The organism is Tengunoibacter tsumagoiensis (genome assembly GCF_003967535.1).
In the GTDB taxonomy this organism is placed as follows: domain Bacteria; phylum Chloroflexota; class Ktedonobacteria; order Ktedonobacterales; family Ktedonobacteraceae; genus Tengunoibacter; species Tengunoibacter tsumagoiensis.
Genome location: NZ_BIFR01000002.1, coordinates 124,433 through 141,264, shown reverse-complemented (window position 1 = coordinate 141,264; position 16,832 = coordinate 124,433). Strand labels below are relative to the sequence as shown.

Annotated in this window: 10 protein-coding genes; 4 read left to right on the top strand and 6 right to left on the bottom strand. The window is 46.7% G+C overall.

Annotated elements, in window-relative coordinates; translation table 11 throughout:
* Positions 1 to 276: 276 nt before the first annotated feature.
* A complete protein-coding gene (gene nusG / locus EL628_RS21575; RefSeq protein WP_126582082.1) occupies positions 277 to 792 on the bottom strand; it encodes a transcription termination/antitermination protein NusG in 516 nt (171 codons plus the stop codon).
* Positions 793 to 1,008: 216 nt separating this feature from the next.
* Complete coding sequence (locus tag EL628_RS21570; protein WP_126582081.1) at positions 1,009 to 4,368, bottom strand: AfsR/SARP family transcriptional regulator; 3,360 nt, start codon at positions 4,366 to 4,368, stop codon at positions 1,009 to 1,011.
* A 696-nt stretch (positions 4,369 to 5,064) separates the two neighbouring features.
* On the opposite strand from EL628_RS21570, the gene EL628_RS21565 reads away from it, so the two are divergent.
* Positions 5,065 to 6,528, top strand: coding sequence for a condensation domain-containing protein (locus tag EL628_RS21565; protein ID WP_126582080.1), 1,464 nt, complete (start codon positions 5,065 to 5,067; stop codon positions 6,526 to 6,528).
* 133 nt (positions 6,529 to 6,661) lie between these two features.
* Here EL628_RS21565 and EL628_RS21560 read toward each other — a convergent pair whose 3' ends face one another.
* Positions 6,662 to 6,847 (bottom strand): hypothetical protein, encoded by a 186-nt coding sequence (locus EL628_RS21560; protein WP_126582079.1) that lies wholly within the window; start codon positions 6,845 to 6,847, stop codon positions 6,662 to 6,664.
* Between the two features lie 212 nt (positions 6,848 to 7,059).
* On the opposite strand from EL628_RS21560, the gene EL628_RS21555 reads away from it, so the two are divergent.
* The 3 genes from EL628_RS21555 (at position 7,060) to EL628_RS21545 (ending at position 10,048) form a co-directional block, all read left to right on the top strand.
* Complete coding sequence (locus EL628_RS21555) at positions 7,060 to 7,266, top strand: hypothetical protein (RefSeq protein WP_126582078.1); 207 nt, start codon at positions 7,060 to 7,062, stop codon at positions 7,264 to 7,266.
* A 278-nt stretch (positions 7,267 to 7,544) separates the two neighbouring features.
* Complete coding sequence (locus EL628_RS21550; protein WP_161975660.1) at positions 7,545 to 8,495, top strand: serine hydrolase domain-containing protein; 951 nt, start codon at positions 7,545 to 7,547, stop codon at positions 8,493 to 8,495.
* Between the two features lie 467 nt (positions 8,496 to 8,962).
* A complete protein-coding gene (locus EL628_RS21545) occupies positions 8,963 to 10,048 on the top strand; it encodes a hypothetical protein (protein ID WP_126582076.1) in 1,086 nt (361 codons plus the stop codon).
* Between the two features lie 84 nt (positions 10,049 to 10,132).
* Here the strand turns inward: EL628_RS21545 and EL628_RS21540 are convergent, their stop codons facing one another.
* Genes EL628_RS21540 through EL628_RS21530 form a run of 3 tightly spaced genes read right to left on the bottom strand, consistent with a single transcriptional unit; the run spans position 10,133 to position 16,684 of the window.
* Complete coding sequence (locus tag EL628_RS21540) at positions 10,133 to 12,166, bottom strand: CHAT domain-containing protein (RefSeq protein WP_126582075.1); 2,034 nt, start codon at positions 12,164 to 12,166, stop codon at positions 10,133 to 10,135.
* Positions 12,159 to 15,191 carry an HD domain-containing protein gene (locus tag EL628_RS21535; RefSeq protein WP_126582074.1) on the bottom strand — a complete coding sequence of 1,011 codons (3,033 nt, stop codon included), beginning with the start codon at positions 15,189 to 15,191 and terminating at the stop codon, positions 12,159 to 12,161. Before EL628_RS21535 ends, EL628_RS21540 begins: the two co-directional genes overlap by 8 nt.
* The gene (locus tag EL628_RS21530) at positions 15,188 to 16,684 is read right to left on the bottom strand and encodes a hypothetical protein (RefSeq protein WP_126582073.1); all 1,497 of its coding nucleotides are present in this window, start codon (positions 16,682 to 16,684) and stop codon (positions 15,188 to 15,190) included. The genes EL628_RS21535 and EL628_RS21530 overlap by 4 nt, the downstream gene beginning before the upstream one ends.
* Between the last annotated feature and the right edge of the window lie 148 nt (positions 16,685 to 16,832).

Sequence of the window (16,832 nt, the reverse complement as noted above, 5' to 3'; positions counted from 1 at the left end):
CATACTATTAGAGCCTGGTAGCCTTTAGAACCTCAAGAATGCACTTTCCAGGAATCATGCCATGCTCCGCCCGTCTCATAGCGTTCCAATGAGAGCGAGAAAGCAGATCGTTCATAGCTTGCAACCGATCTCAAAAAACAGAGGAATAGTCTATTGAGTGATAGGCTATTGATAGTATACGGTGCTTCGTTTTTGTGGGATATCATACACGAGAGTATTTTTCGCATGTGAAAAGGATGAGTCTCCCCGCTCAGCAAGAGCAGAACCCCATCCACCTTATCCTTTCCTCAGTAGCTGCTCTCGTCTCTGGCGCTGAAGGTGGAGCTCTTGCTGACGACCGAGCAAGTGAAGGAAGATCTGCACACGATGCATTGGCGAAGTCGAAGAGGTCACAAGGCTCTCTAATCCCCGCCAGACATCATCACGTAGGGGCTCAACAGAGCCAGGCACCACTGGCTCAGAAGCATCGAGCAGAGCCACCTTTTCCTGAAGGGACATCATCACATCTGTTGGAAGAATAGCTGGCTCCCCAGAAAAAGAGACCAGTCTGACCACACCTGCCGTCGCATTAATACAGCTCGGTGAAATGATTTGCAAATCAGCCTGAATAAAGACGTACCCTGGAAACAGAGGAATGGTACGCCCTTTAGAGGGAACCTTGCGCTTAGGAATATAGACAACAAGTCCCATCAGACTACGCAAGGAATGGGCCGCAAAATCCTCCATACGCGGTTTGCATTGCAGCACATACCAGGGCAGATGGAGAGAGGGCATAGCCGTTATAGTATTCATTGAGAAGTCATCCTTTCATCTTGTTCGCATCATCCATATTCTCCTTCCTCAGCCACTCCACCACCTTCTCTATGCTAAAGCAAGATACATAGCTGTAGCATAGAGCAGTGAGGTTCGCAGGATGTTCGCAGATATGCAAACAAGATGGCATCTGATGACCCGACCCGGCCAGCACAGGTTTATCTCAACACAAGAGAGCAAAGAGCCCCAGAGAGATCAAACATTCCCTAACAGGCGTTGGTAGAGCTTCTGAATGGAAGCACTGGGAGGGACCCCCAATTCTTCCTGTAAGAGATCCACACACCGTTGATACTGGCGTAAGGCCAGACCACGCTTCCCCTGACTCATATACGCACGCATCAGCCCATAATGGGCATCCTCTCGACAATTATCCATAGCTAACAGATACTGCCACTGCACAATACATTCTTCCAACTGCTTATCGCGCCAGAAGAGCAAGGCCAGTTCGCGGCGAGCATCCAGATAGGTCGTCCGCAGCTCATCGCGGCGGAGAGAACACCAATCACTGTAAAACGACTGAGCATAATCACCACGATACAGATCTATCGTCTCCTGTAAAAGCTTTTTGGCGCTCTCCGTCTTCTCATCAGCAAGAGCAGCCTTAGCCCTGGCATAGAACTCAGAGAAGATTTGCACATCGTACCAGATCTTATCGCCGTATAATGCCGCCAGATCTAAGCTATACGCTCCACCTTGATAGGGAATACACGTTTCGCCAATGGCTTTACGCAAGTAATAGACCGTTGAACGGAGGGTCTGATCATGATCATTCTCATCGGGCCAGAGTGCAGCAATAATACGCTCTTTATGAACTGGACGATTGTGATCCAGAAGAAAAAAATAGAGCTCCATTGAGCGAGCCATCCGCCAGCGATTCACGGGCGCACCGTGAATGGTGACTGATGGTTCACCAAAGCCAAAAATGCGCACTTTCCATTCTTCTGCAGTTTCAACCTCAGGGATCGCGGCCTCGGCGGAAGATGGAAGAGAGGGGATGGAAGAGAGAGAGACATCCTTATGGGAAGGGACAACACCTGCTTCGGCATAGACTTCAACGGCCACGGGAGGATCTGCCAACCAGGAGGCAAAGTGAGAGCGCTGCGGATGTTGAGAGATAAGCTGCCGTAACAGAGGAAAACGACGCACCTCAATCGTTACCAATGGCTCATGATTCCCCGCCAGATCCTGAGCCTGCGCCTTCTCTAGATAGAGAGCTGCCTCCACTGGATGATCCAGATGCATATGACAGACAGCCAACCGCAAAAGAGCGCGGAGATACAACCGTTTCAGTGCAGCAGTATTTAAAGAGACCTCAACCTGCGAAAAACAGTGAAGGGCCTCACTATATTGCCTATTGAGGAGAAGGAGAGTCCCTCGTGTCACTTCACGCAGCGAATATTCGTAGCCTTGTTGAAGCTCTGACTTCATCGCGATCTGGTTCACTAATAAGAGAGCGGTCGCAGTATCACCTAAAAGGCTATAAATCATAGCCAGGACCGAGAGAATATGATTGGTCAGGTAACTATCTTCCAATTGACGAGCAAGGGCTAAACCATCTTCCGTTACCACAAGAGCCTTTTCTAATAGATCCTGATCCAGATAAGTTTCACCAAGATTGAGCAACGCGTATGCTTCACCACTTTTAAAATGCGAGGAACGAGCGAGCGCGAGAATCTCCTCCAACATCTGTTCAGCCTCAAGAAACGAACCTTTATTGCGCTTCAACATCGCCATCCAGATGAGATTATTGACCTTCCCCCATACATTTCCCGATCGCTCATGCAATGCAATCGCACGAGCGCGATGATGTTCAGACAGGATGTAATTTCCAACCATCATATACGTATTCGCGAGATTTCCATGAAGATTTGCAATCTGCCGACCTTCAGTATGAGGCCCCCAGAGCTGAAGAGCCTGCTGCATCTGCATAATGCCTGTATTGCAATCCCCCATAACGCTTGCACAAACCCCTAAACGGTGGTAGATAAGCGCTCGAAGTTCACGGACATCGACAGATAACAGAGCCAATGCTTGATGACAGAATTGCTGTGACTGCGCATAATCCCCGGCATAAAAGACCGCCGTACTGTGTGCGATAAGAATCTCCGATTGAAGGGTCGGAGCCGCTTCTTTTATTACTTCCCCCTGATTAACAAGGTTATAAGCCTTTGTCAACAATGGAAGAGCCTTGATTGGCTCATACATAGTTAAATAAATATTGGCGCGGGCAAGAAGTAACTGGGGAGACTGTGCAAAGACCTCTTCTTTCAGGCGGTCAATCCAACCGGCTAAGGTATCTAAATGCCCTTGTGAGACCATTCGTTGCGCAACCTCACCAATGATCTGTGCAGCTTCCATATCTTCATGTGCCGCCAGAGCATGCTCGATCGCCGCAGCATAATTATGCCATCGATAATACAGTTGCGACGCTTGCCGATGCAGGCTGGCCACAGTAGCTTGATCTTCTCGACAGGCCTCTTCATACAGGAGCTCACGTAAGATCGGATGACAGATATAGGTCGCCATCGCTCCATCGTCAATTTTTGTAATAAATAAGCCCTGTCGTTCTAACATGGTAAGACGTGCTCCTGCATCCACCATATCGAATAACTCATTACAAAATGAAGCATTCATCTGCTGAAGAAATGAGGCTGTTTTCAGAAACTGATATAATTCCGGCTCTTTATGAAAGACTTCATTGACGAGATAAGCAAAGAGCGTCTGCTGATTCATTTGTAAGCCCGGCATACTCCATGGCTGTGGTCGCAGGTGGGCAGAGGAAGAAGAGAGAAAACGCATATTTCCAACTCTGGTTCCCAGCAAAATTCCGGCAATCCATCCATCAAACGAGCCGGTCAGATCTTCAAGCTCTTGATCGGACAAAAGTTCATTCGGTTGAAGACGACTGAACTCACGAATCTCCTGAGCACTAAAACGTAGATCATTGATACCCAGACCATACAACTGATGGAGAGCAAGAAGAGGCACAAGATCAAGCGCGGGGACAGCGCGACTCTCAATTACAATTGTACAATGTGAAGGGAGATACTTTAAAAGACGATTCATGCAATACGTAATGAACTTGGAATCGTTAATTTCATGATAATTGCACAAGAAAAGAACAAAGGGTTCTAGAATATCATTCTCCAGGGCGGCGGCAAAAGCATCTACAAATTGATCCAATACCTGCTCACGAATGGGGTGAGCGGCATCTGGGATAAGGCTACTGATGAATTGCATATTCAGATCGCGCCCAAAGTGAGGAAAACGCTGACGCAGACTCAGGAAGAGGCACTCAATAAAAGTGACAAGATCGGCATCGGACTGATCGAAAAGCATCCAGCAACAAGGAATAGCTGTCTGCTGTGCATAATCGACTAACAGAGTTGTCTTTCCATACCCGGCTGGCGCACATATCAAAAACAACTTATAGTTCTCAGTAGGAGAGGAACTATGAATTGTAGTCATAAGCAGTTGAAGTAAGCGAGGGCGAGATAAAAATTGAGGGGGCAAAGCTGGCTGGCTAACTTTTCTTGTAGAATGGGAGATACTCATTAGGACTCCTTCAACAATTGCCAATAGATTGTTCAGAGAAAACACAGCATTCCAGTTGATCTTTCTCTCTTTGCTTCATCAAGATTCGAGGTAGTCATGAAGCGCTGCGTAGTAACTGATACCACCCTATCCACTTCAGCACAAAGATCTTCAAAGCTATAATCTAAATTATATTATGGATAATTAATCCATATAAGTCAAGTCTTATTTCATACATTTTCAATGATTGAAATTTCTTTTCCATAATAAAAAGGAGTAAAAAAATAAAATACCATAAAACACAAATATCAACGATAAAAAGAATTATAAATACTTAAAAACTCCTTATAGAAAGATGGGAACTTCATGATCAAATCCATAAATACCTATTATATTTTCTTTTCATGAATCATTACTTCAAGATCAGTATCTTATCCACTATCAAAAGAAATAGCTACTGCACTTCATCATCCATGCGATAAGCATCTCCCCATCCACAAAGGGAAAAAATGCCTTCTTCATCAGCCTATCCTGTTCTAAAACTCTTCACCCCAATATATCCTCCCTATACCCCTTTTTTAGAGAAAAATATCCTTCCTATTCTACTTCAAATATACTCATTATTACACTACACATATTTTGCCATATGATTTATAAATAAGATACTATCTATCATTGTACAAATTATAGATAATAATAATATATGAGGGGAATAGAATGGAAGATACTACCCTGCACAGAAGAATTGCAGAGCTTTCGAGTGAACAGCGTATCCTCTTTCTTCAAAGGCTCCAGCTTTTAAAGAAAGAGGTAAAGACAGTAGCTATCGATGAAGAACAGGTCCGCACTGGCGACCTTCCTTTTAGTAGTGGTCAATGTTGGCTCATTGAAGAGAGTACAGGCGAACACCCCAGCTATTGGAACATGGTTTTTTTTCTGGAACCGCTCATGCCTTTGAACCCGGCCCTCCTTGAGCGAACGATAGCCTATCTGATGCAGTATCACGATGTCTTACGTACACGCCTTCAGCAGCGAGGTGGGGAGTGGAGTCAGACTATTTTAAAGCAGGCACAACCGCCATTTACACAGATCTCCTTGAAGGAAGTTCCCGTTGAGCAACAGCAAGCAACCATAGAAGCGCTGGTACAGGAGCACGAGCGGCGCATTAACAGCTATGCAACCGCACTGTTCTCAGTTGCCTACATTGACCTGGGCCATTCCGCAAGGCTCGTATGGATCATCAATCATTTTCTGACCGATGGTTTCTCAAATCAGATTCTCTTTCAGGATTTTCAGACAGTCTACCAACAACTTTCCCAGGGGCAGGAGCCAGCGCTCCCTGCTCGAACCACAGCCTTTAAAGAGATTACACAACAGATCCTGGCATACATCCGTTCCGCAACTGGCCAACAAGAGCTTCAGCACTACTGGCTCAGGCGTCCCTGGCAGAAACTAAAACCTATCCCACTGGATCATCCAGAAGGAGTTACTATTGATCCAGAATCATCCATCAGAGCCTATGGAACGTTTGCCTCAAATGAGGAGGTTGAGATCTGCTTATCGGCAGCCACAACGCAGACATTGCTTTCCCTCAATCAGCAAGCGACGATCTTAGAGCTCCTCATTACAGCGCTTGTCCAGGTAGGTACAGCCTGGACAGAGACAACGGCCTTCTATCTGTATGTGCAGGACCTTGGACGGCAGACTCTTTTCAAAGAGGTAGATCTGACCCGAACAGTTGGCTTCCTTGCCCATGCAAGACATCTCATTATTGATACTGGTCATCAAAAGAGCTTTGCGGAGATCCTTCCCCTGGTACAACAACAACTTGAAGAAGCGCCTAATAAAGGCCGGACATTAGACTGGCTGAAACGGCCCGGTGATAGATCGCCTGTCCCAGCAGAACTACGTGCTCTTCCACATGCAGATCTCACCTTTAACTATATGGGTTTCCTCGATCAGCTGACGGATGAACAATCATTTTTTCGTCCACTCCCTATTCAGGCCCTGACGTATCCACTGGCAATCCGTAATCATGCGCTTGAATGCAAAGGCTATATTCTCGATGGAAGACTCACGTTGCGCTGGATCTATAGCCGCTCAATTCATCATCAACAGACTATCGAATGGCTTGGAAGAAAAGTGCAAACAGCATTAGAGACTTATTGCAATCAACAGTAACATCGTTTCTATTCATATCTGTAAGATTTTCCATTTCCATACATCAAAAATAGTTAAAGAAAACTCAACCATTAAGAGATGGTTCACATGTATCTTCTTACACTGCTGTTAGTTCTACCAGCGAGAGAGTAGCTTAACTCCAGGGGCCACCCTCGTCATTTGGAACATGCAGAGCGGCCAATGTATTGATCTGGGGATGAGACAGCATCCAGAACAGGAGGATAGCCAGGGCAATGAGCAGCACAATCAAGACCAGACGTGCATAGCGATTGAATTGAAAAGATGATAGATGCAAAAAGGTCTGAGTAAAAGTAAACATGAACTTCTCCTTGTTTTATCAAACTAACAGGTTCTTCTTCCCAGGAAATACCGGGCCATGTGCTTATCTTTCTGCCTTTAGCTTACAATGCTTGAGTTAGCAGTGGGTTTGCAGTCCACTTCATCTGCATTAAGAGGCTGCAAACCCACTGCGAACAGCAAAGAAATATAGTAGAGAAGCAATGTTTGCCTTTGATGAAAGGAACATATCTAGTGTCCTGGAAAATCATTAATGAGATTATGGGTCTGGCAACACTTGATGATCAATTTGCCCGTAAACTTTTAGTAGAGCCTCTGCAAGCTATTCAAGAACATGGTTTTCAATTGACAGATGAGGAAAAAAAAATATTTGAGCATAGTCAGGCACAAGATATTTATGAGCTGAGCCAAATTCTCCTGGATCGCTTACCTTCTTACTAGTCTCTATAAGTCAGATATCGAAGCTCTTCTTCTATAAAATATAGTGCAGATCTCCCTTTTCCTGGCATCAGAAAGGAAATCTGCACTATATTTTATAGTAGGATCCTCATAGAATATTGAAAGGAGACATTTCTGAAAGGGTTTCACTACTCTATATGAAACCTTTATTTCAAAAGAGGAACTACCTATCAGAAAGGCCTATTATATTGATGAAACACAGACAAAGAGAATATTGGCCGACAAAGGGCTGGCGTGAATCCTCACCACAGGATCAAGGCATGAACCCTATACGACTCTCAGAGCTGGATAGCTATATCAAAACCACACGTCCGTATCTCAATACCCTCCTCATTGTCCGAAATGGTCATATTGTTTTTGAACGTTACTACAAAGACTACAAGCAATCGAGTTATCAACTGCTTAACTCCGAGACAAAGAGCGTCATTTCAGCACTGGTTGGGATCGCACTTCAGAAGGGGTATCTGAAGAGCCTTGATCAGACATTGGAAGAACTGCTCTCAGAATACTTTCTTTCAGAGGCCAGCCTGCAAAAGAAACAGATTACCATCCGTCACCTGCTCAAGATGACCAGTGGACTCAATCCAGACTTTCTCGCCAGCCCATGGCGTTTTGGAGATACCTCAGAGGATTGGGTACGTTATGCTATTGAGAGGCCGATCCTTGCCCATCCGGAACAGCTTTTTATGTATAGCTCACTCGGCTCACATCTGCTCTCGGTTATCTTGACCAGGGTGACAGGAATGAGTACGCTGGATTTTGCCAGACAATACTTATTTACCCCATTAGGGATCGATTCAGACGAACAAGCAGGATTTTCCTGGGAGGCAGATCCTCAGGGCTACATGTTTGGAGGATCCTCGTTGCATCTCAAAGCACGAGATACAGCAAAGTTTGGTTATCTTTATGCTAACAATGGCAAGTGGGAGGACTTGCAAATTATTCCCACTGAGTATGTTCAGGAGTCAACGCAAGAACAGACTAGAGGTGGTCACCCTGAAGGGACTGGCTACGGTTATCAGTGGTGGGTAGAGAAAGTTGCAGGCCATCACAGCTTTTATGCAGCTGGCTATGGGGGTCAATACACGCACATATTTCCAGATCTTGACACGGTCATTGTCATGTTTGCCCCTGACGAGCCTGCTGTCGGCGTGTACCATCGGCAGTTTATTCCCACACTCTTTGTCATCCCTGCAATCAAAGAAGCGTAACGTAGATTAACAGCCACAGCACTTTCCCTCGAAACTTGGGAAAGTGCTATGAACATCTGACTACTGGTGGGAGCGACGTATCGAGAGGACTTCATCGCAGTGGATGGCGACATGTCTGGCCTGGTCGTACAGGATCTGCTGCACAGTGAGCGGATGTGCCTCCTGACCCGGCCACGCAAACAACACGAAACGGGAAAGTGCTTCAGGGAAGTGTCCTATGAGTGACAATGATTGAAAAAAGCGTACCTTTTGGGCAGATAGTAAATAGGTGGTACTATTAATGAATTTACTGGAATTTTCTTTCTTTTTCTGCTATTATTAGTCCGATAGTACGCCTTTTTATGAATATTATTTTATAACTTATAAGTAAAAATAGTCACTATTTTTAGCAGGCGCTACTGGGCAAGGATCAAGGATATATGAATGCCATATAATATAAGAGTAAGAAAATAAGGAGCATCTAACGCATGGAAGCCTTTCCAATGGCACATTCTACGCCCCCCTCACGCCCATCTGGTAATACTGCTCCCTCTTTTGTTCCCTCACCACCGCCAGCCCCCAAAAATATATTTCAGCGGTTATGGGACTGGTGGTCGACCACTACCGGGCCACGCAAAGAGAATTTTGAGGCCAATATCTTTGCGCAGGAGCAACTTCGTCGCGCCCGGTTGGTGAGCGCCTTGCTGCTGCTTATTGTTCTTGTTGTTGCTTTACTTGTTCCTAGCGTCTACCCATCGTCGCCATCGATCTGGATCCCGATCATTATTTTATCTGTGGGTGGAATGATCATTGCCCTCTGTAATCGTGCTGGCTATACAACATTGAGCTCCGTCTCCTATGTCTTGCTCATCGATATTGCGCTGACCGGCTTCTTTTACTTTAAACCCACGCCGGCCCTGAATAGTACCAATATGACTGCGTTTGATCTGTTTATTATTGCAGTACTGGTGGGAGGGGTTATCTTACCGAAGCGGTTTATCCCCTGGAGTGGAATGCTACAGATTCTCCTTATTAGCCTGATCTTTTTCTTGCGCCCAAAAGACGCAACGATGATTGAGTTGATCCAGATAGCTGGCAATCCCTATGTTGCGCTTATGTCAACATTCGTACTCCATCTAGTGGGGACAAGCCTTGCCTGGCTCCATGCCTGGAGTGTTGAAAACGCGCTCATCCGCGCCAGTCAGGCAGAAGAGTTGGCGGAGGCGCGAGAAGAACTGAGTCAGCAGGCCTCTTACACTGCGAAACAGAAACAACGGCTAGAAGAAGGGATCACATCTATTCTGGAGACCCACCGAAAGGTTTCGGCTGGGAATCTGGCGGCGCGAGCACCAGTCCATGAGGACCATGAATTGTGGCAGATTGGACACTCCCTTAATCTTCTCCTTATGCGCGTACAACAACAGGAACAGGACTATCGCGTTCTCCAGGCTACCTGTCAGGAGATTGAGAAGTGTATCCAGGCCCTGGATGCAACGCGCTCAGGCAGACAACCAGTGTTTCCTACCTGCCGCACTCCTCTCGCGCAACGCCTCATCAATAATTTGAGACGATAAATATCAGTTCTATCCCTGCCTTTGTTAGGGTTAGATGCACGCAAATGTGATTGGACTGGCTAAAAATAATTGTGTGCAATCTTCTTAAAAGATCGTCCCATCTTCGGCCCGCATATAGAGAACAGGAGTGGCAAATTCACGATTGTCATTCCCGTTCTCAATCGAGACGCTGTTTCGCCCCTGTTGAACGGCCCAGTCAATTGGCTTCTGGCTCGCAACATTCTCATATAAAGTGCGGAAAAAAATTCTGGCAGTAGAGATCTTCACGCTATACTGCATGGCGATGACTGCCGGAATCCCTTTCTGCAACAATTGGGGAGCCAGACCAAGAAATGCCTGGGGATCATCGCTGGTCGCACTTTCACAGCTTGCCAGACACAATAATCCCAATGTATCAAGAGATCCTAACAAGAGATTAGCAAAACGTTCGTCATCGAGCATTTTGCTCATCCCTGTCTTCTCATCCACCAGGGCCAGATAACATTTCCCCTGAGCGTAGATTCCATGCCCCACAAACTGAATAATATTGGGCTTCCGCTTCAATAAGGCTCGCTGAATCTCCGTGAGCGTTCCAGCCAGCGCAAAATCTAAGGTTAACAACTGCTGTGCCACTGGCTCAGCCAGGGACTCCAGCACCAGTCCTTTCCACTCCTCCACATTGAGCCTCGTCTGATCACTGGGAGCAGCGACAATAGTGAGCATATGAAGAGGAGTGGTTCGCCGCCGTATGCGGCTACCTGGTCGCGGAACATTTAGATAACGCGAGAGAACTGTATTCGGATCAATTGCTAAAAAATGCCCACGATCTACTCCATATATAAATTCTAGCGGCAGAGATGCCAGCTCTTTGCGCTCAATGTTCAGGCGAATTCTAACCTTATGCCCCCTCTCACGGGCAATTGCCTCGATGATATGGAGATGATTATGGATTTTCCCTGGAAAGATCAGCTCATAAAGCTCCTGACCAAAGCTTTTCGTTAAAGCGGCGTTGAGGGCTCCAGGGTAAGGACTGGCGGCAAGATTGACAGACGATTGAAGGCTGGCAGAGATCTCCTGCCTGATCGTCTCTTTCGCCTCTCCCTCGATCGAACGAGAGAGGGCCTCTCCTTGTGCGTTGATGTGAAGGTGAAAATCAATATACTGTTCGGATGGTGCTTGCATGGTAGGGCCTCCTTCTGACTCTGGCCTGGACTGTTCAGGAACTGCCACGGACTTCATCTGCTCAAGAGACGGAACAATGATTGGTGCAGGGTGATAGCTTGAAAGATAAGCGGGGAGCGCTCGGCAGGTCCGACTTAGCGCTGGAGTAAGGGCAGAGTCCATGATCACCTGCGTTGGCTTCAGCGTATACACGATGTGAAGCTCTCGGGCAAGCCATTCCCAATTAGTAGCCCACCAGCGTCGGAGCGGAGCTTCCATACAGGCAACAATTGGTTCCAACAATGCGCTATCTTTGTGGGAAAGAGTCATATGAAGCATCAGGCTTTCAGGCTGACAGAAGACAAACGATACATATGGATGAAGGGCCAGTCGGCAATCCGCCTCTGTTTTGAGCGTACGGAGATGATGAAAATAGGTTGTTTTCTGACGAGGAATAAGAAGGAGATCCGCAAGTTGCAACAGAGCCACCAGATAACGAATACGCACGGTCTGTTGCTGACCTCCCGGAACCTGTTCCAGACTTACTGTCGAGAGATCATTTTGACCACATGCCGAACAGATCGCAGCAATGATCTCTACAGTCCCTGGCTCCAGCACAGTTAAACCAGGATCTCCAAGCGATGAATTGTGCTGAAAGCTCTCACGCAGCAGGTCTCCACTGATTCGATAACGTTGCTCAATGGACTTTCTGGCTGCTCCAGGCACCTGCCAGCCAGCTTCATAATACAGAGTAGCAACCTTTAAAAGGAACAACTCAAAGGGCGTGATAGGAGCGGCACAAAAGAGTGTATTGAGCAGATCACAGATTCTTCTTTGCAGTTGCGACCAGATCTCCGGACCCTGTAGCCGTCCATGATCTTGATAGGGCGCTTGCAACCAGAAACGTTGAGACGCTGCTTCAATCTGCACAAAAAGAATTGACCAGGGCTCAGTCAATTGACAGGCATGTTCATTCATTCTTTTTCCGTTCCTGTGCTACTGAATTCACTGAATAGGATTTTTGACCGCGCCCTCTCCCAGATTTATCACCACTATGCTCTAACAATAACTTCTGCTGGTGAATCGTTTGATTGATCCAATAGCGATGCTCCTCATCGACAAGCCCAAACTGGGACTCCTTCTGCATCTCTTGCAACAATTTATGCTCTGGCACCAGCCCATCTGGATAACGAGAGCTCAGACTTTCAACCAGTTGCCTTAAGCTGGTACAAACAGCCGTATTTCGCGCATCCAGCAGATACAGAAAATCGCTTTTGGCATTGAGCATCACATATTCAACCGTTTTCTCTTCGACAACCTGCTTGCTGCCGACAACAATTTTCGCCTTCTGTGCATAGTGCAATGTAAACTGAGCCAGTTGGAGATTACGGGTATCATATTTGTGCAAGCGTTCCACAACTTCTTGGGCAGGCTTACTCTGCTTTGTACAGCCCATAATACGCATAGTGCGAATTAAGTTGAGAATGTTCAAGCGACCAAGCAGAGATATTGCCAGGGGAGACTCTATGTTTAGTTGGTAGAGAACTGATCCTGTAGTCGGAGACTGCCTGGTAAGCAGGCCATCGCGCTGCCATACATTTAACCAGAGCTGAAAGGTCTCACGTGTGAACGTAAAACGCCGACCATTGTGAGGTTTCTGTACGTTCAACCAGAGATCATCGGCAGTCAGCCCACTCTTTGGAGCCTTATAGAGTCTCAGTAGCAAAAGATTTCGATGATGCAGAATAGTCCGTACCTCCTCATGGGTATACGAAAGCATCACATCAACTAAAGCTTCATTGCTTCCTCTCAACTTCTTCTGCAAAACCCGATTGTAGATCAGCCCTTTCTCCAATGCGAGCTCATAAAGGGCCATTGTTGTATCCTGCGCGATGTAGTTTGTCAATCGTGGTACAAGAATATGCTTATGAATCTGAAAATAACCTTCACGGGCCAGGAAGTGATCGATTCCAAGCACGAACAGAGGAAGAGATTGTTCGGCCCCTTCAGCCAGAACAAATGGATTATTTCCATTGAGACGCCAGGATCGGTTATCGCGAGGAACCATCTGAAGAATACCCACACGCTGCAAAGAGAGGCAGAAGCTCTCTGCCTCTTTACCTTTGAAAGTTGGAAGTTTGCCTTTGAAGACGGGAAGAGGAGCCAGATAACGAAGTAAGTCCTCCTTGAGGACCATCTGTTGGCCGTTCATCAAGACCTGCATCGCTTTAATGACAGTGCTTCGGGCTGTATGAAGCTGATTGACGACCTCTCGACTGGCATCAATTCTCACCACATATTCATCAGGAGTCACATCCGAAACGATTAACCCTTCACTCAATACCTTCAACTTCCACCATTCTCCATGCCCATCCAGCTCACGAAGCTCATTCAGCAGGGGCGCAACTGCCGTAATCTTTACAGTCTCGCTCTTCCGTTTCTGTAGCTCATCTTCCAACTTTAACAGGCAGAGATCTTGCAAAGCCTCCAATGTTTCTGGAGAGACCCGATGAACCTCAGGAAGCAGATCTAATTCGTCAAGCGATTTTATGTTCCGAATTGACATGCGAAACAGGCTCCTGGTTGGGGGCCCATAGAGCCAGACAGTAAGAGACTGCCTCCGCTCCCAGAACGGCCTGGCGACCCCATTCCATTCTTCACGGGGAGCCACCAGTAGCGTCTGCGTTGGCGCATTTGAACGCTGAAGCACTTGCGCAAGTTCTTCCTGAAGCCAGAGCGCATTGTCCCGGCCATCCTCCAACGTCTTTAACTCATATTGAAAGATCTGCTGAAAAATTTCCCTGACCTGCACCATATCAGGCCGATCCCAGTGTCCAATCATCCAACCACTGGGAGGCTCATTAAACTCATCTCTGGCCTTAGATGTCAGTTCAGCAATCAGTTGTTTGAGCTCTTCAAGAGAAGGGAATGATCCATCAAATCCCAATTGGAGGACAAGATTTTCATAGTCGAGGATGAGAAGAGGCAACCGTTCTGCTGTAAGTTCATGTTTACTCGTAGAAGGCTTCCCATTGCCCTTATCTGGTTGAATAGGAGTAATGGTATTGCGCAAAAAATTTTGGATCTGCGGTGGAATATCTTTCACAAATCCTTCTTGCAGATCTAAGCGAACCTGTGGATGCTGCTGCACGATCAAACGGATATCATATTCATCATAGAGGTAACGGATAGTCGGATTCTGCGCATATTCAAATTGTGGTTCAATCAATGCTCGAATATGTCCCAGGTACTGTTTTTGTGCATCGGGAAGACTATAGTAAAAGCGAATCTTTCCTCTATCGATTGGCAGCGTCTGGGTATAATGATACGCCCACCATCGCGCTTCTTCTTCGGGTGGGAGATGAAAAGCCTTTAACTGATCAATATTGACGCGAGAACTATCAATATAGAGTTGGTCAGCCAGCCGAAGCAGAGCAACCATGAGACGGAGCCTCACTTCAATTCCTTTCACGGGCATAGTGGTTGGAACATGCTCCAGGGGCTCATTGGAGCACCATTGACAGACCTCAATAATTGCACGAATATAATCATCTCCGGAGCGAGGCAGGCCAAAAGAGAGCGGCGGGCCATCATAATCTGTGCGTATGCTATCAATAATTAGCTGTCCACTCAATTTATGTTTCTGCGCACGAATTGCCAGAAGCTGGTCTGCGGTAAGCTCTACCCCGGGCTGATAGGTAAAATGAAGGAGAGGGGAGAGATTTGGACTTTGCATCCCAACTTCATAAAGCCAGGCAGAAGCTGAAAGAATAAATATTTCATCTTCAATCAAGCGTCGTTCTAAGGGCAGCTCTTGAGCGAGCTGGGCAATTTTTTGATTGAGCACGCGCTCTGAATGTTCATAGCCATGATTTGTAAAATGCGTATAGATTCGTTGCTCCCAGAACTTTGGAATGGCATATGCGATCGCATCCAGACGATTTTTGAGTATCGGATTGATATCCATTCCATCATTGCCTTTGGAACCATTGCCAGTGTTCATTCCTGTACCTCCGATAAACGCCGTTTCTCAAAGAGCTCAATCTCTTGCACCAGCGGATCATGATGATTCAGGCTGATAATATACTCACCTCTGCCATCTTGAACAACAAGGCTCTGTATGATTTCTGATTGGATCAAGAGAGAGAGCCAATAGCGGGCAGCATGTTCAGAAAGTTGTCCGTTGAGCATAAACTCTTCAAGGAGAAGGCTCTTCACAATCTTCTGATTGCGCTGTATCAGGAGTTGATAGGTAATGATGAGGAGACGATTCCGTTGAACCAGCCGCTCACGTACCTGAGCCTGCTGTAGATCGAGTTGAACAGTTGTGACCTCGCTATCTGGATCACGATTGCCTGGTCGTGTCCGCAGCTGTAGAAATTGGCGGGCCGTCGCTTGTTCAAAAATATGCCGAGCCTCGGCATGAGTCATATGCAGGCCAAGGTCGCGATACAGTTGTGTAGCAGAGATCCAACCTCTCTGTCTGCGGCGAGCCACTGCGTCCACAACACAGATCAACGTTGTCATATTCTGCTCGTGCGTCACGCTTATCTCCTCCGAGACGGGGCCCACTGAGAGCGCAGTCGTTGCACGCCCCTCGCGATAGCGCTTCTCTGAAAGCAGACGCCCTTCTTCAATCAGAAGCTCAAGCCACTGATGGCGATGTCTCTGCTCATTCCTCAATAAAGAGTATGTGCTGATAGCTCTTTCCATGACCGAGAAGGCAACCCATCCTTGCTTCGCCTGCAAAATCCATGCCGTATTCAGGATACGTTGCTCAATAAGCAAAGCTTCCTGGACGATGATATGCTGAGTATTCAGGCTCACCTGTGTGCCCTCCAATGGGTCCTGATCCTCGCTAACCAATAAGATATGCTCACGAAAGGCAAGTGGCAGCAAGACATCAATCATCTCAATGAACGAGGGATAGAGAGAGAGACTGGCCACAAGATCTGGAAGAGAGATTGGCGTGGTCAGACGGGCAGCAACCAGAACAAGGCCCTGGAGCAATAGCAATCGTGTCCATTTGGAGGTCTGGAGCGAGGAAGGAAGAGAAAGGGGTTCATAATCACTACACAACGTGCGATCCGGCTTATTGAGAGGCTCAAGCGTCCATAAGATACTTATCTTCTGCCTTTGCTGCAACAGCTTCAAAATTTTGGCATAGTGTGCCTGCCCGCTAATAAGCAGGTAGGCCTGAGGCCCCTCCTTGCTTACGCTCACATCCTGAATACTCTTCTCAATCTCTGGCGCAGCATCTCCTCCCGGATCGCCACCAAAACGATAGACAATCCCCGTTCGATCAATCTGCTCAGGAAGATTATAGAGGGCCCAATTGCCAAAGATATTGATGCGTTGAATGCGAAAATCCTGACGTGCTCGCTGTAAAACAAGATTCAGCAGCGTCGCAATATCAAAGGAATGACGATGGGATAATGACTCAACAAGATTTTCGTAGTCAACATAGACAGTACATGTCTGCCGTTCATCCTGCATGAAGGTCTTCACTCACTCTCATTCACTATTTTATGAAAAAACAAAGCTTTTCAACAGTAGATCAGGATTGACATTCTCAGGAGATTATCGTATCATTCTCATTAGAAGCTGGGGAGTAAAGCACAAAGTCAGAAAACATTTATGAACT